Annotated in this window: 8 protein-coding genes and 1 pseudogene; 4 read left to right on the top strand and 5 right to left on the bottom strand. The window is 68.4% G+C overall.

The window, feature by feature from the left end; translation table 11 throughout:
* Window positions 1-45 precede the first annotated feature (45 nt).
* On the top strand, window positions 46-2,334 hold the full coding sequence (locus OG842_RS07705; protein WP_266728707.1) for a glycosyl hydrolase family 18 protein: 2,289 nt from the start codon (window positions 46-48) through the stop codon (window positions 2,332-2,334).
* Window positions 2,335-2,439: 105 nt separating this feature from the next.
* Here OG842_RS07705 and OG842_RS07700 read toward each other — a convergent pair whose 3' ends face one another.
* Window positions 2,440-3,069, bottom strand: a complete 630-nt coding sequence (locus OG842_RS07700) for a TetR/AcrR family transcriptional regulator (protein WP_266728705.1) — start codon at window positions 3,067-3,069, stop codon at window positions 2,440-2,442.
* 120 nt (window positions 3,070-3,189) lie between these two features.
* Between OG842_RS07700 and OG842_RS07695 the strand changes: the two genes are divergently transcribed.
* Window positions 3,190-4,458 (top strand): ABC transporter substrate-binding protein, encoded by a 1,269-nt coding sequence (locus tag OG842_RS07695; protein ID WP_266728703.1) that lies wholly within the window; start codon window positions 3,190-3,192, stop codon window positions 4,456-4,458.
* 272 nt (window positions 4,459-4,730) lie between these two features.
* Here OG842_RS07695 and OG842_RS07690 read toward each other — a convergent pair.
* The 4 genes and pseudogenes from OG842_RS07690 to OG842_RS07675 all read right to left on the bottom strand — a co-directional run.
* A pseudogene (locus OG842_RS07690) lies at window positions 4,731-5,260 on the bottom strand (IS5/IS1182 family transposase); the annotation flags it as partial.
* Window positions 5,261-5,700: 440 nt separating this feature from the next.
* Complete coding sequence (locus OG842_RS07685; protein WP_328512139.1) at window positions 5,701-7,632, bottom strand: DUF2075 domain-containing protein; 1,932 nt, start codon at window positions 7,630-7,632, stop codon at window positions 5,701-5,703.
* Between the two features lie 100 nt (window positions 7,633-7,732).
* A complete protein-coding gene (locus tag OG842_RS07680; RefSeq protein ID WP_328512138.1) occupies window positions 7,733-9,748 on the bottom strand; it encodes a DNA/RNA helicase domain-containing protein in 2,016 nt (671 codons plus the stop codon).
* 255 nt (window positions 9,749-10,003) lie between these two features.
* Window positions 10,004-10,132: a DUF6408 family protein gene (locus OG842_RS07675; protein ID WP_266728698.1), complete on the bottom strand. Its 129-nt coding sequence runs from the start codon at window positions 10,130-10,132 to the stop codon at window positions 10,004-10,006.
* Window positions 10,133-10,451: 319 nt separating this feature from the next.
* Between OG842_RS07675 and pglW the strand changes: the two genes are divergently transcribed.
* On the top strand, window positions 10,452-14,873 hold the full coding sequence (gene pglW, locus OG842_RS07670; protein ID WP_328512137.1) for a BREX system serine/threonine kinase PglW: 4,422 nt from the start codon (window positions 10,452-10,454) through the stop codon (window positions 14,871-14,873).
* Between the two features lie 209 nt (window positions 14,874-15,082).
* Window positions 15,083-21,847 carry a DUF3320 domain-containing protein gene (locus tag OG842_RS07665; protein ID WP_328512136.1) on the top strand — a complete coding sequence of 2,255 codons (6,765 nt, stop codon included), beginning with the start codon at window positions 15,083-15,085 and terminating at the stop codon, window positions 21,845-21,847.
* The last annotated feature ends 50 nt before the right edge of the window (window positions 21,848-21,897 follow it).

Below are 21,897 nucleotides of genomic sequence, written 5' to 3'. Positions count from 1 at the left end.
CCCCCCAGGACCGTCTCGCCGGTCCCTGCCTCAAGGGAGAATCCCATGTACGAGCACGTGACACTCAGACGGAGAACGGCGACCACCCTCATCGCCGTTCTCGCACTGCTCCTCGCGCTGCCTTCCCTGCAAGCCGCACCCGCGCACGCGGCGGGCAAGCTGACGGCGACCTTCACCTCGGCCGACAACGGGTCGTGGTGGAAGGGGACGTACGTCCTGCACAACGACACCGATACCGCCGTGACCGGGTGGAACCTCGAATTCGACCTGCCGGCCGGGGTCGCCGTCGACACCTCGTACAACGGCACCGTCACCACCCAGGGCACTCATGTCACCGCGGTCAACGCCCACTACAACGGTACGGTCGCGGCGCACGGCACCAGCGAGCCGTACAGCTTCTGGTTCGTGGCGACCGGACCGATCGCCGCACCGACCGGGTGCCGGATCAACGGTGACAAGTGCGACGGCTCCGCCGACGCGCCGCCGGGTGCGCCCGGCGGGCTGAAGCGGACCGATGTCACCGCCCGCACCGCGTCGCTGTCCTGGACGGCGGCCGCGGCGGGCGACTTCCCGGTGGCGTCGTACGACATCCTGGCGGGCGGCAAGGTGATGGGCTCGGCCACCGCGGCGACCTCCGTCACGGTCACCGGGCTGACCCCGGCCACCGCCTACTCCTTCACGGTCCGGGCCAAGGACACCCGGGGCAACACCTCCGCCGAGAGTGCACCACTGGCCGTCACCACCGTCGACCCGGCCACCGACACCTCCCCGCCCACCGCACCGGGCGCGCTGCACGCCACGGCGGCCGACTCCTCCTCCGTCACACTGGCCTGGACCGCCGCGACGGACAACCAGCGCGTCGCCGCGTACGACATCTACCGGGGCGGGGCACTGGCCACCACCGTCCCGGGCACCACTACCACCGCCACCATCGGCGGACTCTCTCCCTCGACCTCGTACACCTTCACCGTCAAGGCGCGTGACGCGGCGGACAACACCTCCCCCGCCGGTAACGCGCTGACGGCGAAGACGGACGACATCGTCGGCGCGGGCAACTACGCCAAGGTCGGCTACTTCGTCCAGTGGGGCATCTACGGCCGCCAGTACTTCGTCAAGAACCTCCACGACTCGGGGGCCGCCGGCAAGCTCGACATCGTCAACTACGCCTTCGCCAACATCGATCCGTCCAACCTCACCTGTCTGAACGGTGTCACCAAGGGCACCACCGCCGACCCCCAGGACCCCGAGCAGGGCACCGGTGCGGGCGACGCCGACGCCGACTACGCACGGCCGTTCGGTGCCGCCCAGTCCGTCGACGGCGTCGCGGACGACGGCTGGGGCAAACTGCGCGGAAACTTCAACCAGTTGAAGAAGCTCAAGAAACTCCACCCGGACCTGAAGATCGTGGTCTCGCTCGGCGGCTGGACGTACTCGAAGTACTTCTCCGACGTGGCGGCCACCGACGCCTCCCGCAAGAAGTTCGTCTCCTCCTGCATCGACATGTACATCAAGGGCAACCTGCCCGAGTACAACGGCGCGGGCGGCCCCGGCACCGCCGCCGGAATCTTCGACGGCTTCGACGTCGACTGGGAATGGCCGGGTACGGGCACCGGGCACCCCGGCAACCACTACTCGCCCGACGACAAGGACAACCTGACCCTGCTGCTCGCCGAGTTCCGCAAGCAACTGGACGCCCTCGGCGGCGGACACCGCCTGCTCACCGCCTTCACCCCCGCCGACCCGCAGAAGGTCGGCGAGGGCTGGGACCTGGGCAAGGTCTTCGACTCCCTCGACGTGGCGAACGTCCAGGGCTACGACTTCCACGGCTCCGGCAGCGACAACTCCTGGGAGCCGAACCGCACCGGCCACCAGGCCAACCTCCACACCGACGACCAGGACCCCTACGACTTCCACTTCAGTGCCGACGCCGCCGTCAAGGCCTACACCGACGCGGGGGTCGAGCCACGCAAGCTGACCCTCGGCATCCCGTTCTACGGCCGGGGCTGGCAGAACGTCGCCGACGGCGGGGCCGCCGGTGAGTGGCAGACGGCGGGCGGCGCCGCACCCGGCCAGTTCGCGGAGGAGGCCGGGACCCGCGGTTACGCCAACCTCATCGGCGCGTACCCGACGATGACGGTCCATCACGACGAGCAGTCGGTGTCGACGTACGGCTACACCGGCAGTCAGTGGTGGTCCTTCGACGATGCCTGGTCCATCGGCAAGAAGACCGACTACGTGAAGTCCAAGGGGCTGCTGGGAGTGATGATCTGGGAGATGTCCGGTGACACGTCACAGGGCACTTTGATGAACGCCCTGGACACCGGCCTGAAGTAGCCGGCCCGGGGCCGATCGACCGGTTCGCGGAGCCCAGGCGGGTTTCGCGGACCGGATGCGCGGCGACGGGGGCAGGGGGGAGAGAAGGGCCGGGGCCGACCGGAGTCAGGGGCTCTTCAGTGCGCTCTCGGCAGCGGTCAGGCAGCGCTCGGCCAGCGCCGCCGGTCCCTGCGGTCCCGCGGCCGGGGCGTCGCCGGCCGCCCAGGTCTCCACCGCTGCCCGCACCGCCGCACCCGCGACCCCGGCCGTCAGCCGGACGTCCAGCGAGTCCGCCCCGTCCGGCAGTCCGGCACGCGCCGTGAGCACCCCTGCCAGGGTGACGTCCGCGTCGTGGCACGCGTCGTTCCAGACCGACTGGAGCGCCGGGCTGTCCGCCGCCATCCTCAGCAGCGACCGCACCCACTCCAGCGACTCCGTGGCCGCCGTGTCACCGGGGTCCGCGGCCAGCGCGCACGCCGCCGCGTGCCGCAGCGCGTCCGGCACCGACAGGCCGGCCGGGGCGTCCCGCACCGCCTCCACCCACTGCCGGGCGCCGGCGGCGAGCAGTGGGGTGATGGCCTCCTCCTTGGTCGCGAAATAGCGGTAGAAGGTGCGCGGGGCGACGCCCGCCGCCCGCGCGATGTCCTCGGCGCGCGTGCTCCGCAGGCCGTGCTCCACGAAGAGCGCCGCTGCCGTGCGGGCGATATCCAGTCGGGTCGCGGCCTTGCGCCGCTCCGTCAATGAGCCACCTTGCATGCGGATCAGGTTATGCCCTGGGGGCACTTCGCCCGCCGGACAGGCGGTGGGCAGTAAGTGCCCATGTGGCAGAATCTGCCACAAGTGCATGTGCTGAACGAGCAAGAGGTGGCAAGAGCGGTGCGTCGGCGGCAGTTCCTTCTTCAGACGGCCGGCCTCGCCGGCACCACGGCCGCGCTCGGGCTCACCGGCTGCTCGACGAGCAAGGACGTGAAGCTCCACCTGCTCGTGGCCAGTTACGACAAGAGCATCGGTGCTTCGCTCGGCGACCAGTGGGACAACATCGTCGCCGCTTTCGAGAAGCAGCACGACGGCATCAGGATCGACCTGGAGCGGGTCCCGTACAACAAGATCGACAAGGTGCTCGCCCAGCGGGTCGAGGAGGGCCGCGCGCCCGACATCGCGCAGTCGAACGTCTTCGCGCCCTATGCCGAGGACGGCCGGCTCTACAACATGACCCAGCTGTTCGACATCGTCACCCAGGCCGACTTCATCCGGACCTTCACCCAGGCGGGCACGGTCGACAACGCCGCCTACGGCATTCCGTTCCTGGCCAGCACGCCCCGGCTCTTCTACAACAAGGAGCTCTTCCGGCGGGCCCGTGTCAGCGGTGCCCCCACGTCGTGGGACGAGTTGCGGGCGGCCGCCCAGGCGCTGAAGGCGATCGGCGTGAAGACGCCGTACGGGCTCCAGCTCGGCCCCGAGGCGGCCGAGGACGAGGCCCTGTCCTGGATGCTCGCGGCCGGCGGCGGCTACACGGACGAGCTGGGAGAGTACGACTTCCTGCGGCCGGAGAACCCCGAGGCCCTGGCCTGGCTGCGGGACGAACTGGTCGCCGAGGGGCTGGCCGGTGCCGACCCCACGAAGCTCAACCGGACCGACGCGTACGCCCAGTTCCTGCGGGGCGACATCGGCATGATGATCGCCCACCCCATGCTGATGGGTGCGGCCGACCAGGCGAAACTCCCTTACGCGCACGCCGCGTTCCCCAAGAAGAACGGCGGGGCCGCTCCTCCGGTGGGCATCAGCGACTGGCTGATGGCGTTCCGGCGCAACGACCACCGCAAGGAGTGCGGCGCCTTCCTCTCCTTCCTTTACAGCGGGAAGTCCGCCCTGACCTACGGCGGCAGCCAGTCCGCGCTGCCCGTGACGTACTCCGCCTCCGACGCGGCGACCGGGAAGCCCGCCGAACAGCCGCTCTCGCCGTTCGTCGAGCAGTTGGAGGAGGCGCAGTTCGCGCCGGTCAACATGCGGTCCTGGCCCGCCGTCCGGGGTGCGATCCGCACCGATGTGGGCCAGGCGGTGATGAAGGGCGGCGACCCCGAGTCCGTGCTCGCCGGGCTGGACGAGTCGGCCGTCAAGGCGGACATGGAGGCGGCGACCGGCTGACGGCCGAACGTACACGGAATGACCTCAGCCCCGGTGCTATGCGGGACGCTGTTGGCTAATTCGGAGAATGGTGTTACTTCGCCCCGTCGAGCTTGAGCTCGGCGGGGAGAAGTGCTGCGAAGTGGCGGGTGTGGGCTCGGGGCATGCCCGACGACCTTTCTTTTGCGTCCTGCCGCCTCACCTCACCCCCGACATGGCGGAAGTTCTGCACCCACATCTGCCCGCAGACTCTCCACCTGCGGCAGCATCCACAGCGTCTGTGGGGTCTGCCTGGACCAGGCAGCCTGCAGCAGTCGTGTCCCGTCCTGGCCGATCCGCAACACCAAATCATCTGGCACGGGACTTGACAGACGAAAATTCTCGGCCCGGATCGCGTCGTGCTGGAACCAGTCCGGCCCAGCAACCTCGACCAGCCCGACCCGGGGAGGCACGGGCCAGCACATTCAACGCCGACCGTAATGTCTCCGACACCGCTCCAGCCAGCACACATCCCGCGCCGCCGTCAGTACGTCGGTGGAGTCGATCTTTGCCCGCACCGCCTCCGAGGCCTGCCGGTTGGTGAGACCCTCCACGAACTGCACCACTGAGACGGGCGCCAGCCTGCCCGGTGACCAGGCTGGTTTCCCTCGCGTCGCAAACAGGTCCGCGCACTCCTCCTCACAGAACAACGGCCCCAACACGTCCCGGACTCGGATCGCCAGGCTCCCCTTCGGGAACGTGGCCCGCGCCACCCGTACACCTCCGCCGCGATCTCGCTCGGCCCACTCGGTGCATCGACACCCGCACCCGCCCCATACGACAACACCGGCCTTCAAGGCCACTACCAGGTCTTGCAGGCCGACGTCACGCGAGCCCCCGAATCAACCAACAGCGTCCTGCGCGTACCGGGGGCGGAGTGCGTGCGCCGGCGACAGGAACAGCGCAGCTGCTCGTACGCCGGCAACTCAGAAAGTTCGGCCCCTACAACGCATCTCCACGGCCCAAAAGCGTTTTTGCGCACAGAATTTGAGGCCGGAGCGGCCCGCGTCGCTGATCCTTCCCGGGCAAGTCCGTCGGCCGCCCCGACACCAGCGCAGTGCTGGCACCGGCTGTGTGTTCGGCAGGAGATCAGATTTGTGATCAGCAAACTACGCGGGGAGATTGCCCGACGGCATGCTGGCGGCAGCACCAGGCAATGAGCACTGACATCCGATGATTTGCAAACCAGGACGAACTGGGAGCCGCGAAGCATCATCGTCCGTTTTATGGCGCTGAGGAGGCTTGCTGGGTGTAGCGCGCGGCGCTTGTTTGATGCGTGGAGACTGCGCTGTCCTCTTCGGCCCTGACCAACTGGCGCAGCTTCGCACGCGTAGCGGTGTCGGTTGAATACACCACGGTCCCCACCATGCCACGTGTCAGGAGCACTTTGTACGTGTTGCGGATAAGGCGGTCCACATCTGCGTCAGGCGTAGACTTTTTGAAAATGGGATCCTTGGATGCCGTCCGGTCAGTGACCCAGCGATCCTCGCGCCATACCAGATCAGGTCCCAGGATCACACCGCTCCAGTCGTACTCAAATCCTTGAGCGGTGTAGACGCATCCAACCTGTCCGAAGCCGGCCGGGTCGGTTGCCCAGAGCGCGGCCGGAGGTGCTCCCGCGACCGCCCTCTCACCGAAGACGTTCCAGGGCCGTTCCCAGCCCCCGATGACGACATCCGCAGGCAGGGGCTGCCCGGGCGGAACCTTCCTGGACCACTTCCAGCAGTAGCCCGCCGATATGCGTGCCCCGAAACCCTCGGCTCGGCGGGCCTCGAGAAACTCCTCCATTTCCCATGGACTGTCCGCGACAATGAGTTGCATCTTGTCGTCCGGGTCCCACCGCACGGGGCCTCCCGGTTCCAGTCCCAACAGACGGACAGTCCATCGCAGATAGGCATCGCTGCCTCCGCACCTGAACTGACTGTCCAGAGGCACCACCCGGCATTGCAGCCCTCTGGCGGCTGCCGCCGCTCTGATCTCTGCAACGGTTCCCATCTCTCCGGGCCGTACAACCTGGTGTTCATCGAGCAGGAAGACCGGCACTCGTGCCGCATCGATGAGTTCTTCGATCTGGGCCTTGCCCGTACGGCCTGCTGCCGGGGTGTAGCGGTTTGCCGAGGTTTGCCTCATGCGATGTGCCTCGTCACAGATCAGCACGTCGAGACTGTTTTGCTCGGCTGTCATGAAGCTGTTGAAATACTTGAAGAGCTCCTGCACTTCGCGCTTCCGGGCCCCGGCGACCTTGCGCATGGTAGTGGTGAAGGAGTTCGACCCGGTTGCGTGCAGAGCTGTGATTCCTTGGCGGTACAGCTCGCCGAGCAACGAGAGCGCGATAACACTCTTGCCGGTGCCCGGACCACCGGTGACGACCACGACCTCCTTGTGGTCGGACCGCCTTGCCCGGCGCACAGCGTTGAGCACCGTCCGGTACGCGACCTGCTGCTCGTCCAGCAACACGAACTGTTCCCGCTCGCGCACCTCTTGTGCAGCCACGGCCATCAGCTGTCGGGAAGGGCCGACTTTTCCGGCCAGCAACTCGTCGGCTGCGGAGGCTCCGGAGTCCGTCCCCAACCTCGTACGCAGGTAGTCGATGAACTCGCCGCGCCTCGCACCGATGAACAGGTGACCGAACGCATCCTGCTCGGCCTCGAACAGCCCACGGACCCCGAACTCGGTCGCGTTGTGCAGATACGCGGCTCCGGAGACGCGATGAGGGTGCGCGGCCAGTGCGCCGTTGAAGGAGACCAGATACTGGCAGTAGGCGCGCACTTGGTCGACAGGATTGAGCACGGGCCGGGCGTACGCGTCGATGTGGCACAGCGATGGATCCTCGTCATCCGGCTCGGCGCTGCTCCACTGTTTGAGTTCGACGACAACGTACGACGGTTCTCCGGTCTTGGGGTGCACACCCGCCAGTACTGCGTCAGCACGCTTGCTGTTGAGCGGCAATCCGTACTCCAGCAGGATCTCCACCTGGTCGAGACCGGCTTCGTTGAGTGCGTTGGCCAGCACGGGGATGCTGCGCTCCCAGGACCGTGCCTCGGAAGTGCTGGGGCGGTAGCCATGCACGTGGACGAATTGCTCAGCCAGCCGGATGAAGAGAGAGCCGGACAGACACTCGGCGGCGACCGCGGCGGCGGACTCGCGGAACAGCAACGGATGCTCCCAGGCAGCACGAAGGAACTCGTGCGGGTGGGGGCGTGTCCTTCGAGACCCCGCCGGAGCGGAGCGGAAGCCCGTCGGGCCGCAATGGCAATTAGTCGAACTCTATCGTGAGCTGCTGTGCAAGGGCTTGCTCGGCCTCTGTGACCAGGGGCGGGAGCTTCTTCTTCTTGGGTTTGGCCAGAGGCGAGTCGGCGACTGTGCCGGAAATCAGCGTGCGTAGGGCGTTACGGGTGTCCTCGTTCTCGGAATAGATGACGATCCCGCTCCGTGCTCGCGTCAGCAGGACGTGGTAGGCATGCCGAACCAAGCGGTCCACCTGCGCGTCGCTCACTGTCTTCCGCTTGAGCTTGCCATCATGGGTTTTTGTCCGGTCCACGGTGAAGCGGCCGTCCTGCCAGACGAGGTCCGGACCGATGATGACGCCGGTCCAGTCGAACTCGAAGTTCTGCGCGGTGTAAATGCATCCGATCTGTCCGAAACCTCTCGGATCGGTCGCCCATTGACTCGACTCCGGCACGTTGTCGAGCTGGACACCGTCCTTGGCGTTCCAGGGTCTGTGCCAGTCACCGATCTGGACCTCGACCCGCAGTCGGCCATCCAGGGGTGTCTTCCACTCCCAGCAGAAACCTGCCGTCATGCGCGCACGGGATCCGTCCTTCTCCATGCGCTCTATGAGGAAGGTCTCCATGTCCTCCGGGCTTTCCGCCAACCGCACGTCGATGCGGCCGTCCGGTATCCACGCGGGGGCGCTGGTCGCTTTGAGGCTGAGCAGCTTCGTCACCCATTCGCGGAAGGCGATACTGCCTTCCGCGCGGAACATTCCGGGCAGCTCGACAACCTCGTAGTCACAGCCGCAAGCGATGGCCCGCTCAACGAGATAGTCGACGGTGCCGACCTCGTCCGGGCGAAGGGACTGCCAGTCGTCGAGCAGGAAGGCAGGCATCTCGGCGACGCGGATCAGTTCGTCGGCCTGCGGAAGGCCTCGTTCCTTGACCCATCTCTTGACGTCCCGGCCGTCCGACTTCTCACGCACCCGATGGGCCTCGTCGCAGATGAGAACCTCCAGCGAGTTCTCCTCCAATTCGCCGAACTGCTGAAAGTACCGGTAGTCCTTTCGCGCCTGTTTGGCGACGGCTCCCCGCTTACCGTATGGCGCGGCGTCGACGGCTGCCTGACGCAGGTTGCTGGTGAAGGAACGGGAACCACTGGCATGCACGACGTGGTGTCCCTCCTGCTTGAGGGAGCGCAGGAGTTCCACGGCAACAGCGGTCTTCCCGCTGCCGGGGCCACCCTGGATGATGACGACCTTCTTGCGACCGCTCTTCGAACCACCGGCACGCACTTTTTGCCGGACCTCCTGGAAGGCGATCTCCTGCTCCTTCTGGAGAGCGAAAACTGGGTGCGGACTCCCGACCCGGCTGAATGCTTCGCTCGACGACGGCGCTTCGTACTGTTGGGCCTGACACAGCACATCAGCCGCGTGGCTTCCGGAGAATCCTTGAGCCAGTCGTGACGCGATGAATGCTTTGAACTCCCCGAGTCGGTCTCTCGTGTACAGACGGCCGTGGTCGTTCTGTGGCAAGTCGAAGAGTGAATCAACCTCATGGCTGGCGTTGTGGAGCAACGCGACGCCGGCGATCCGTTGGCGGGCGCCGCGCAGCGGTGCGAGGTGCTGGACGAGGTACTCGCAATAGCGCTGCACCTGGCGTACGGGATGGAGCTTCGGCTTGTCGTAGCCGGCATCGACCGCAATCGGGTTCGTCGACGACACCACTGCCTTGTGCCACTGCTTCAGTTCGATGACGACGTACGACAGATCCTCGGACGTCGGATGCTGCCCGGCAAGGATGACATCGGCGTCACCGGCCATTCCAGGGGTGGAGTACTCGATGAGCACCTCGACCGAATGGAGGCCGAGGGCGACGAGTACGTGGATGACTTCCGGCAGGCTGTGGTCCCAGGAAGCGATCAGGCCTTTGTTCGGCTGCTTCTTGTTGGGGTGGGACTGTACGTACTCGTTGATCAACCGTTCGGTGAGAGGCAGATGCTCTCGGCCGACGGGGGTAATGAGCGGGCTCAGTTCAGCAGCCGACTTCCGGAGCAGCATTGGGAGTTCCCCACAGGCACGATGGATCTCGTGCGGGTGGGGGCGTTTCCTGAACGGAAGCCCGTCGGGCCGCAATGACTTTCGACGTACCCTAGCCGGACTTGGTCGATCGTGAACAACAATCGATTGATCCGAGGACGGCCCTCGTGTCGGGTTTCCTGCAGCGCGCCGTATGGACGGTCCCGCTGCTGTATCGCCTCGCGCGGGCTCCCGGCACACGGGTGATGGCGGGTCCCCGGACCCGCCGCCCCTCGGCTAGCCGAGAAGGTGCGCTGCCGCCTGCACGGCATTCCACACCAGGTCCGAGCCGAAGCTCGCGGCGACGCCGATGAGGATGTCGCGTACCCAGGTGTGGCGTGCGGGCGTGTACTTGGGGTGGGGCATGCGGAGAGCATCTCCTTCGGGAGTCGGGCGGAAGGGAAGGCTCCCAACCGGGAACTCTCCGTACTCACCGAAGTGAGGCCACCGGACCACCGAAATCGCGTGCAGCGCAGGACCGTACCCCGTACACCCTCCGGGGAGGGCGCGCGGCGCACAGCAACGCTATCGCACGGTCGGAGAGGCGAATCAACGCCTCGGCGAAGTCACCGCAGGCCGGATGCCCAGCCGATGGGGGCGGGTGCGGCCGGTCAGGCCCGAGGTAAGGTCGGGCGGGATTGTGCGTTCGTTCGCAGAGCGAGATGGATACCGCGGAGGTCGGACCGTGACGGCAGCAGGAACGCCTTCGGCCCCGAAGCCGGGCCCTCCGCGCAAGGAGCGCTGGTTTCAGTCGCGCCGTTCCACCTTTTCGTGGGAGCAGGAAGGGCTCGATCACGTCCGGCAGCTGATGCCGGCTGCCGAGCCGTACCGTGCCTGGGCCACGTTCTCCTTTACCGCGGCCTCCGGCCGCACCAACGAGTGCGACCTCTTCATTGCCGTGCCCGGTGGTCTGTATCTGCTGGAGCTCAAGGGGCACCCCGGCCGAGTCATCAACCACGGCGACACCTGGCAGTTCCATGACGACCGCGTCCGCACACTGAAGAACCCGCTGCACCTCACTGACCTGAAGTGCAAGGAACTCAAGGGCCAGTTGGAGCGGGCTGCACGGTCCATGGGCGTCGATCCGCGGCGGGTCCCGTTCATCAAGCCTGCAGTTTTTCTCCATGCACCCGGCCTGGTGAGCGGTCTCGACGAGTTCCAGCGGATCAACGTGTACGGCCGCAATGACGGTGCCGGCGGACTCGGCAAGATCTGGGACGACCTGCTCGGCAAGCCGCCGGAGCGCGAGAGCTGGCGCGTCACTCCACAGTCCGCCCAGCTGCTGGAGCAGCTGATGCAGAAGATCGGCATCAGCGACTCCACCGCACACCTCCGGTACGGCGACGACTGGAAGCTGGAACCCGGCGTGCTGGACGCGGGCCCCGGCTGGGAGGACCGTCTGGCTGTCCGCGATGACGGGCTGGTCCAGGAGGGCGGGCGCGTCCGGATATACCTGGTCGAGCAGCTGGCCGGGGAGGCAGCCAAGCGAGCCGCGGATCGTGCAGCCCGCCGCGAGTACCAGGTGCTGCAGGGGATCACGCACCGTGGCATCGCGCAGGCTGTACAGATCCGCCAACACCAGGGCGGCCCGGCGATTCTTTTTCGCCACCGCCACACCGATCTGCGGCTCGACGCCTACTTGGACGCCTACGGCGGCAAGCTCACCCCGGAGACCAGGCTGGACCTGGTACGCCAGCTTGCCGAGGCGCTCCGCTACGCCCACAACCGCTCCCTCTACCACCGTGCGCTCGCCGCTCGGTCGGTTTATGTCTCGGCCAACGAGGACGGTTCCGATCCCGTGGTTCGGATCACGGACTGGCAGACGGCCGCCCGTGATTTCGACACCACTTCGATGCGCTCCATCGGCGACACCCCGCTTGATGGCACCCTGATCGAAGACGCTTCTCAGGTCTTTCTGGCCCCGGAGACCGACCAGGAGTTCGCCGATCCGGTGGACCTGGACCTTTTCGGACTGGGATCGCTCGCGTATCTCCTGCTCACGGGGGAGCCCCCGGCAGACCGGCGCAGCGCGCTGATCGAGCGGTTGTCCGCGGAGGGTGGGCTGCACCCCTACGCAGTGGCAGATGGGCTCTCCGACAGCCTCGACGACCTCGTCTACCGCGCCACGCGTGCGGAAGTCGTGGACCGGCTGCCTTCGACGGAGCGCTTCCTGGATCTGCTGAACGAGGCCGAACAGCAGACCACCGTTCCCGACCAGTCCGTGTCCGTCGAGACCGACCCTCTTACGGCGGTGCCCGGGCAGTCGGTCGATGAGACCTGGATGGTCCGGCGGGTACTCGGAACGGGGGCCACGGCCCGCGCACTGCTGGTCGAGCGGGTGGTGGAAGAGGCCGAAGGACCGGACGGCAGGGCGGTCGTCGAGGAACGCGTCTTCAAGGTTGCGCTCGACCAGGACAAGGACGCCCGGCTGTACGCAGAGGCCCAGGCACTCAAGGCGGTGGGCGGCGGCCGGATCGTCAGGCTCCTCGAAGAACCCCGCGAGATCGCCGGTCACACCGTCCTGGAACTCGAATACGCGGGGGAGTCCTCCCTCGGCGCACGGCTGCGCGGCGAAGGGCGCCTGACCTACGACCAGTTGGAGCGGTACGGCAACGACCTCTTCATTGCGCTCGACCAACTCGCCGCCAAGGGCACCCGGCACCGCGACATCAAGCCGGACAACCTCGGCCTGCACAAGCGCAACGATGGTTCGTGGGAGCTGCTGCTCTTCGACTTCTCCCTGGCGGACGCCTCCGAGCGCGACATCACGGCGGGTACGCGCGGCTACCTCGACCCGTTCCTCGGTAGCACCCGCCGCTCGCTGTACGACGATCACGCCGAGCGTTACGCGGCGGCTGTGACCTTGCACGAGATGGCTTCGGGAGAGCGTCCCGTCTGGGGTGACGGCCAGACCGACCCTCGCATGAGCGAGGACGTCGCACTGTTCGTCGCGGCCGAGCTGTTCGAGCCGGGACTTCGCGACGGTCTCACCGTCTTCTTCCAGCGCGCCCTGCACCGTGACGTCGACCGTCGCTTCGACACCTTCAAGCAGATGGAGAACGCGTGGCGGCAGATCTTCCGCACCGCGGACTCGGCGAAGCCGGCCACCACCCCTGCCACTGTCGGGGCCGTCGCCGCCAGCACGGAGGAAGCCCGTGAGACGGCCGCCGCTGCCGCCGAGCTGACCACCGCCTTGGAGGCGGCCGGACTCTCCCCGCGCGCCGTCTCTGTCGCCAATGGTCTGAGCGCGGGCACCGTCGAGGAACTGCTCGATGTCCCCCCGCACACGATTGCCCGTGCCCGTGGTGCGGGAACGCTCGTACGCAGGGAGCTCAACCGGCGCCACAAGCAGTGGACGGCGATGCTGCGGCGGCCGCCAGCGGAGCCCGCCTCTTTCGCAGCGGCCCCTGTGTCGCGGTCACTGTCCGCCGATCCGCAGGCACAGGCGCAGCTCGTCGCCGCCGAACCCGTCGACTCGCTCGCCTCACGCCTCACACCTGGACCGGCCCGGAAGGGCAATCTGCGCCCCGACATCATCCGTCTCACGCTCGGTCTTCCGCGCTCGGCCGCCGATGGCGGTGGGCTCTCCCCGCTCGGGGCATGGCCACCGCAGACGGCCATTGCCAAGCACCTGGGCAGCAGTCAGGCCACTGTCTCCCGCCATCATGTGGCCGCGATCGAGGAGTGGGCCGCCACCGACTGGATCCCGCAGATCCGAGACGAGCTGGTACAGATCCTGGCCCAGTCGGGGCGTGTGATGACGGTCCAGGAAGCGGCTGCCGAACTCCGTGTGAGGCACGGCGCCGGGGACGACACCCCCGAGCGCACGCTGGCCAAGGCTCTGGCCGTCGTCCGCGCAGCCGCTGACGCCGAGGCCCTTCAGCGCGGCACTGAACATGATCCGCGCCTCGAAGTGCTGCGCCGCGGCAACCGTGTCCTGCTGGCACTCGACTCGCTGCCGGGCACGGACGACCCCACCCCGCAGGAGCTGGCCGACTACGCGGCAGCCCTCGGTGCGGAGGCCGACCGGCTGGCCGATGAGGACCCGCTGCCGGGCCGGGCCACCGTCGTGCGCACCCTGCGCGAGGTGGCGGCACCCAGCGGGATGACTCCGCTCGCCGACACCCGCCTGGTCGGCCTCGCCGCGGTGGTCGCCCGGCATGCCTCCGCATCGCCACGCCTGGAGATCTACCCCAAGGCACTCGGGCTGGCCCGCGCCCTGCGTATCTCCCAGGCCGCCGCCGGAGTGCGCCGGGAGACGGGCATCTCGATCAGTGAACTCGTGGCACGCGTCAAGGCACGGTTCCCATCGGTGCCGGTTCCTGATGCGCCCACGCACATCGAGATCGAGGACGTGCTCAAGGAAGCCGGCTTCCCGCTCGAGTACGACACCGTTCGCAGGCGCTTCTTCCCTCCGGCGGTCGAGGGAGCACGCTGGTCGAGCTCCACCTTCACCCGTACCAGCGTGCTGGTCGCCGAGGCCCGGACCGCAGCGGCGGCCGGGCGGGACCCGCAGGCCGTGCTGCGCACGAGGCTCACCACGTCTGCCGAGCGCGGAGGCTTCCTCGCGCTGACCCTCAAGGGCGCCGACCTGCCGGGTGCGGCGGCTGCGGTGGCAGCCGACTTCGGAGTCGTCCCGGTGGACTTCAACAAGGAGTTCCTGAACATCTTCCGGGCGCTGGCCGACGAGTTGAACACCGACTGGTCCAAGGTGCTGCGTGCGGACTCCGCCTTCACCGGCAGCGGAGAGCTGAAGCCGGGCCTGCGCTCGTACGTCCAACGGGTCACCGGGCGGATGTCGGAGCGCCTCGTCGGTATGGCGGAGGAGGCGGGCCCCAAGACGGTGCTGTTCGTCCACAACGCGGGGCTCCTCGCCCGCTACTTCGACGGCGGCGGCCACGACCTGCTGGTGACCCTGCAACAGGCGGCCCGCCGCCCGGCGCAGAGCCCGCACGGCCTGTGGTGGCTGTGCCCGATGGAGGACCCGAAGCAGACGCCGTCCCTGGACGGCCGTACGGTGGAAGTCGTGGACCGGGCGACCGAGTGGGCGGTGCTGGACTCGCTGTTCCTCAAGGGGCTCAAGGCCACAGCCGCCGAGACAGCCTGAGCCTCCTTTCTACCTGGCTGTATTCGGCACTTCACTCAACGCAACGCTGGTCGTAGAATCCACCGTTCAGGGGGATCAGCGGGACCAATCCGGCCAGGGCGACTGTGTGAACACGACCCTGCCGTGTGTCTGCCCCGGGTTCAGCACGTACCCGGGGGCGTGTGCGCTCCGTCGGCCCCGGAGAAGCTGGACGAGGAGCAAGGACCAGAGTGACAATTCCGGGCACGTTCGGTGGCGGTACAGACCTGGAACGACTCAAGCAGGTTCTCGCCGACTGGCGGACCTCCCTTGTGGACCTGAGCGGGCGCAATCGCCTGCTCAACTTCCGCCACACCAAGTCGGCGACCTTGGAGATCACGCAGCCCTCTGCGGAGACACTGGTACGGGGCTTGGAGCGTGGATGGGACTTCGCTCCGCTTCCGGACGAGGAACTTTCGGGCGAGGAGGAAGCGGGCTCGGCCGAGGGCGGCACCGCCGCGCGCCGGCCGGCTGTGACCCGGAGTTCCGCGGACGGCATCGTGACGCAGAAGGCCACAGGGTCAGCCCTTCAGCGTGCCCTGACCGGTCTGCGGAGCCGGTCGACCCAGATATTCAACGATTACGGTCTGTGGACGCTGCAACTCGGCGCCGGCGTCCTGCACTGGCGCGAGGACGGAGCCGAGACGGGCAGCGACGCCCCGCTGGTCCTGATGCCCGCCCGAATCACCCGGATGCCCAACGGGCGGATGCGCCTCGAGCTCAACGAGGATGAGGAGCCGCGCCTCAACCCGGCTCTCAAAGTGAAGCTGGAACAATTCCACATCGACTGGGTGCCCGTCACCGAGCAGGATCCGACCGACCTCGGCGCCGTACTGGCCGCCGTCACCGAGTCGGTGGCGGGCAAGCCCGGCTGGAAGGTGTCGCCCCGCGTCGTACTCGCGCTGTTCGCCTCCCACAAGGAGTCGATGTACCAGGACCTGCTGGAGAACGAGAGCCGCGTCCTGGCCAGCGATCTGGTCAAAGCGGTGGCCCTCGGGCCCAAGGCCGGTCTGGCCTCCGATCGCTTCGACTTCGAGGAGATCGATCTCGACCGCATCGACCAGCTCAGCCCGCCCGAGGACAGCCCGCTGGTCCTCGACGCCGATGCCTCCCAGCGTCAGGCTGTGGCCGCCGCTGTGGCGGGACAGTCCTTCGTGCTCGACGGCCCTCCCGGCACCGGGAAGAGCCAGACGATCACCAACATGATCGCCGGTCTCATGCATGCGGGCCGCAGCGTGCTCTTCGTCAGTGAGAAGGCCGCCGCCCTCGATGTCGTGCTCGACCGCCTCCGGTCGGTCGGCCTGGACTCGTACGCGCTCGCCCTGCACAGTCACAACACCAGCCGCCGAGCGGTGGCACAGGAGCTGGGCCGGGCGCTCGAAGAGGAACCGCAGGCGCCCCAGCTCTCGCAACAGGCCGTCACCTTGGCCCGCGAGACCCGCCAGGCGCTCAGCGGCTACGCCGACGCGATGAACGAGGTCTGCGAGCCGCTCGGCAAGACCCTGCACGACGTGATCGGCAGAGTGGGACGGCTTTCCGACGCACCCGTCGCATATCTGACCCCGGCGGCCGGCGGCGGCAAGGACCAGAAGCCGTTCGACGCCGCCACCCTCAGCAGCCAGGACCTGCACCTGGTCATCGAGGCCACCAAGGCCATCGCGGACGCCTGGCAGGCGGTCGCCGACCCGTCCTTCCCGTGGCGGGACCTGCGCGCCGGCACCGCGCATCCGCGACCCGCGCTCGACCAGGCCGTGGCTGCCCTCGAAGGGCTTGTCACGGCCGTGTCCCGCTACCCGGAGCTCGGGCCAGGAGGATCTCCCGCCGGTGACGAGAGCGGCGTCGTCCGGCTCACCGGTCTTCTGTCGCTCATCGAGTCCCGGCGCGCCGTGCCCGAACACTGGCTGACCAGCGACGACTTCGCCGAGACGGTGGACAACCCGGTCGACGCCTTCCTCACCGAGCTGAGGAAGGCGAACCGCGCAGCGGCCTCCGCACGGTCCGCAGCCGGTGCACGCTGGGAGGAGCTCTCGGCGCGCCTGACGGCGGAGAAGAGTGCTGCGGAGAGCACACTGACCAGCCTCTTGCCCCCCGGGGCCGACCTGTCCCCTCTCACGGAAGAGCGGGCGGGCGAACTGGCCCGGGAATTCGAAACGACCGCGGACGGGCTCGACCGTACGCATGGAAATCTCTCGGACTTGGCTCTGCGGTTCGGACTCGATGTTCCCCGCAACACCGAAGCAGCCACCCAGGTGTGCGACATCGTCGAGCTGACCGGAAGTGCGCACCGACCGCTCGGGCCCTGGCTCGAACCCGGTGGCGCGGCGAAGGCCGATCAGGCTGCCGTGCGTGTCATCGCCGACCGACTGCGTGCCTTCTCCGCCCGCCGCGACAAGGTCCTGTCCGCGCAGGCGGAAGCCACCGCGCTGGCCGGGCCCGGATGGGCCGACCTTCCCATCGGGCTCAGCGCGGATCCGTCCGCGGCCGAACAGGCTCTCGCCGAGCTGAAGCCGGCCGGACTGGACATCACATCGTTCACGCGGCGATACGCCGCAGAGGTTCTCGACCGGCTCTCCGCCCTCGCCGATACCCTCGAATCCGCTGAGCGGCATGCCGAGTCCGCGTCCGCGCTGCTGGGCCTCGACCGACCGCGGAGCACGGCGGAGGCCGAAGACCTGGTCGCCCTGATCGACCTGACCACCGCCCCGCACCGCGCCCCGGCCATGTGGCTCGACCCCGCAGTGCTGCCCCGCGTGCGGGAAGCCGTCGCTGAAATCGCCGAAGCCGCAGGCCGCTTGACCGACGCCGAGCAGGCGGCCCGGGAAACCTTCCGCCAAGAGGTACTCAGCACACCCGGGCTTCCCGATCTGATCCACCGGCTGACAGAGGGTTCCCGGGGCATCGGCGGTCTGCTGTCCAGCGGCATCCGCGCAGACCGCAAGACCGTCGCTGCTATCACCGTCACGGGTTCGTGGCGCAGCGATCTCTACGACAAGTTGCCGACCGCCCTCGCCTGGCACACCGCACACGACCGACTCAAGCAGCTCACACTCGACCACCGAGAGCTGCTGGGCGCCTACGCGGCCTCTGAACTTCCCGACGTCCCCGCGCTGCAGGTTGCAGCGGCGCACGCAGATTCCCTGCACCGGCTCGCACCGGACGCTGTCATGGCCCCGCACCGCCGCACCACACTCGCCGCCCAGACCGCGGACAGCGTCACTCCCGCGCCGGAGTTGCTCGGCCTGGGGGTCGCACTGCGCGATGAGCTGGGCGCCTGGACAGCCCAGTTGAACGATCCGAGCCTCCGTTCCGACGCCGATGAGCTCATCAAGCAGCCCATGGGGTCGGTAGCCCGTCGGCTGCGCGCCCATCTCGACCCGCTGCGTGAGGCCATCGCGCTCCTGGACACCCTGACCGCAGTCGGCCGACGAGCCGGAGGAGCCTCCGAACGCACGGTGTCCGGCGCCCGTGCTGCGGTCGCCGCGGCGCACAAAGCCCGGCGTGAGACTGCGTCGTTCGCTGCCGAGGAGGCGACCCACCGCCGGTTGTTCGGCCCTTGGTACGGAGGTCTGGACACGGACCCCTCTCGCCTCCGCGACGACGCACGCGGCGTCGTCACCGGCCACGAGGCAACCGGTCAATTGCTCCGCCTGGCGTGGGAAGCCTCCGAGCCGGCAGGAACAGCCGGACCGGACCAGGTCGCGCGCGCAAGCGCGCAGGACATCGAACTGCTCGGGAGGTACGCCCCGGACGGCCACCCCGACTCGGACCTGCTGCGCCTTGCGATCGAGACGGCACGCACCGTCGAGAAGCTCGCCGCTGGCGCGCTCGCAGACCCCGCGCGAAGGGCCCGCCTCGCCGAGGGCATGACCGACGGCCGGCCCGAACCTCACGAGGCCCTGCGACAGGCCGAACGGATCCGCTCCGAGCTGGAGATCTGGCAGAGCCATGCAGGTCTGCCGCATCTGTCAGGCGCAGGCCACCAGCTCCTGACTCTGCCGCTGGACGAGGCAGCGAGGTGGTTCCGCGCCCACGTCGAGCCCTTCGAGGACGCTGCCGATCTCGTCCACTCCGTCGCCCGCGTTGCCGACACGCCTCACGACCTGACGCTGGGCCGCGCACGCGAAGCCGTGACGGCCGTCGTGCAGGCACGGGCAGCCGCAGCACGCTTCACTGAGGATTCCTCCGCCCACCGTGATCTGCTCGGAGAGCTCTACCGAAGCACCGCGACCAACCGCAGCGACGTACTCGATGCCCTCGACTGGGCCCAGAAGGTACGCAGGACATCCGACGGAGCTCACTCCGCACCCCTGACCCCGGCCGCCGCGCACACCATGCTGACGGCGCCCGCCGACCCGTCCGCGGCGCAACGCCACCAGGACTGGCGGCGGCAGCGCGATGCCCTCGCCGAACACTTCCAGCCGCCCCGCGACCGAGACCTGCGGCGCGAGCTCCAACAGTCCCTGTCGGCGGCCCGCACCTACCTGTCCCGCCTGGACGACGACCCCTACGGCCCCGAGGCATGGACTTCCTGCGCCCAGGCACTCACCCGCCTCAAGGGATACGGGCTGGACGGACTGCCCGGCCAGCTCGCGCAGCGCGACGTCTCCGCCGCCGAATTCCCGGCGGCGATGGAGCGTGCCGTCCTCACCGCGTGGATCGAGCGCCGATTCGAACTCGACGCCCGGCTCAAGCCCATGCGGGCCGTCGAGCGGGATCAGCTGGTGGAGCGCTTCCGCACGGCTGACCGGGACCTGGTGGAAGCGGCCCACGCCGACGTCATCGCCGCCTGCAACGACCGCCGCCCACGGCGTACGTCGGTGGGCCAGGCCGCAGTCCTGCGCAGGCAGGCCCAGCTGAAGACCCGCCACATGCCGGTCCGGCGACTCCTGGGTGAGACCCGCGAAGTCGTCCGCCTCATCAAGCCGTGCTTCATGATGAGCCCGTTGACCGTCAGCCAGTTCCTCCCCTCGGACTTCCGCTTCGACGTCGTCATCTTCGACGAGGCATCCCAGGTGCTGCCCCAGGACGCCGTCAACTCCATCTACCGCGGCGACGCGCTCATCGTGGCCGGAGACCAGAAGCAGCTGCCACCGACCTCGTTCTTCAGCGCGGGCGGCGACAGCGATGAGGACGACGAGTGGGACGAGGACGGGGCAGTCGGTTTCGAGTCCGTACTCGACGCCTGCAAGGCGAGCGGTGTGCTGCGGGGTCTCCCTCTGCGCTGGCACTACCGAAGCCGCCACGAGAACCTCATCGCCTTCAGCAACCACGAGTTCTACGACAACACCATGGTGACCTTCCCCGGTGCGCTGGAACAGAGCCCGGACGTCGGTGTCGAGTTCATCAAGGCGGACGGTGTCTACGACAAGGGAGGCCGCAGCAACAACCTGCTGGAGGCGGCCCGGGTCGCCCAGCGGGTGATCCACCACTTCGCCACCCGCCCCGGACTCACCCTGGGCGTGGTCGCCCTGTCGAAGGCGCAGGCCGAAGCCATTGAGGAGGCCGTGCAGAGGGCCAGGGCCGCCCGCCCAGACCTCGACCGCTTCTTCACCGACGACCGTCTCGACGGCTTCTTCGTCAAGAACCTGGAGACCGTCCAGGGCGACGAGCGCGACGTGATCATCCTGTCGGTCGGCTACGGTCCAGACCAGCAGGGCAAGCTCGCCTCGTCGTTCGGCCCCATCAACAGGGAGGGCGGCTGGCGACGGCTCAACGTGGCCGTCACCCGCGCCCGGCGGCGGATGGAGGTCGTGGCCTCCTTCTACGGCGGCGACCTGCGCGACAGCCCCAACAAGAGCGTGCAGCACCTGAAGCGGTACCTCCAGTACGCCCAGCACGGCCCCCAGGTCCTCCAGACACAGGCCGCCGACCCGGACGCCGCACCGGAGAGCCCGTTCGAGGAAGAGGTCCTCGACGTACTACGGGGCTGGGGCTACTCGGTACAGCCCCAGGTCGGCGTCGCCGGCTTCCGTATCGACATGGCCGTACGCCACCCCGCCGCACCCGGCAGCTACGCCCTCGGTATCGAATGCGACGGCGCGATGTACCACTCGTCCCGGGCGGCCCGCGACCGTGACCGCCTGCGCGAGTCGGTTCTGAGTGATCTGGGCTGGAAGCTGCACCGGATCTGGGGCACGGACTGGTACCGCAGCCGCCGGGACGCCATGGCGCGCCTGCGCGCGGCTGTGGAGGCGGCCTGCGCACAGAACCCGCACGAGAGCAGGCCGGAGCCGGAGCGCGTACCGGTGGTGGTTGAGGAAACCCCGCAGGCCCGGGATGCCGCCGCGCCTGCGGCGACCGGCGCAGCGCCCCCAGCTGCTTCCGCGCCGACGGTGACGTTCGTGCCGGTGGACGACGGCCCAGCACCTTGGAGCCGGCCGTACCAGGAGGCGGAGGACGTCGAGCTGGACAAGCTGCGGAAAGCCTCAGCCCGTCGACGGAACCGGCACGGCATCGAGCTCCAGGACCCGGACGCAGGCGGCGTGGTGGGGGACGTGGTCCGGTGTGTGATCGAGGTCGAGGGTCCGGTCACGGAGGAGCTGATCTTCACCCGCGTCCGTTCGGCATGGGGCCTCGCCCGCTCGGGTCAGGTCATCCAGGACCGTATCCGCCGGGTCCTGCGGAAGCTGGTCACCAAGGGCGAGATCGTCCGCGTCGGCGACGCGTACGACCGCCCCGGTCATGAGGTGGAGGTCGCCCGCACCCCGACGTCGAGGTTCACCCGCAAGGTCACCCAGGTTCCGTCGGCCGAGCGGCAGCTCGCGCTCCGCAGCGTGGTGGAGGAGAGTCCGGGTGTGCAGCGTGCGGAACTGCTGAGGGAGGTGGCGCGCTTCTTCGGGTGGGCACGGCTCGGCTCGGACATCCGGGACGCGCTCACGGACGACATCGATGACCTGGTCGCCCAGGGAGCGCTGGACGAGACGGACGGGGGGCTGCTGCCTGGGGACGGCGACTGACACGCCGGGGTGTGAACGTCGCCCGGCATGCACGCAAGGCTGCGTTCGCC

Origin of the sequence: Streptomyces sp. NBC_00376 (genome assembly GCF_036077095.1) — a bacterium.
Lineage (GTDB): Bacteria > Actinomycetota > Actinomycetes > Streptomycetales > Streptomycetaceae > Streptomyces.
Note: the sequence above shows the minus strand (reverse complement) of the source record. Positions and strands in the feature narration are given on the sequence as shown.

Coding starts and splice junctions, on each gene's coding strand:
- OG842_RS07675 (WP_266728698.1), bottom strand. CDS start 10,132: ATGCCCCACCCCAAGTACACGCCCGCACGCCACACCTGGGTACGCGAC.
- OG842_RS07705 (WP_266728707.1), top strand. CDS start 46: ATGTACGAGCACGTGACACTCAGACGGAGAACGGCGACCACCCTCATC.
- OG842_RS07700 (WP_266728705.1), bottom strand. CDS start 3,069: ATGCAAGGTGGCTCATTGACGGAGCGGCGCAAGGCCGCGACCCGACTG.
- OG842_RS07680 (WP_328512138.1), bottom strand. CDS start 9,748: ATGCTGCTCCGGAAGTCGGCTGCTGAACTGAGCCCGCTCATTACCCCC.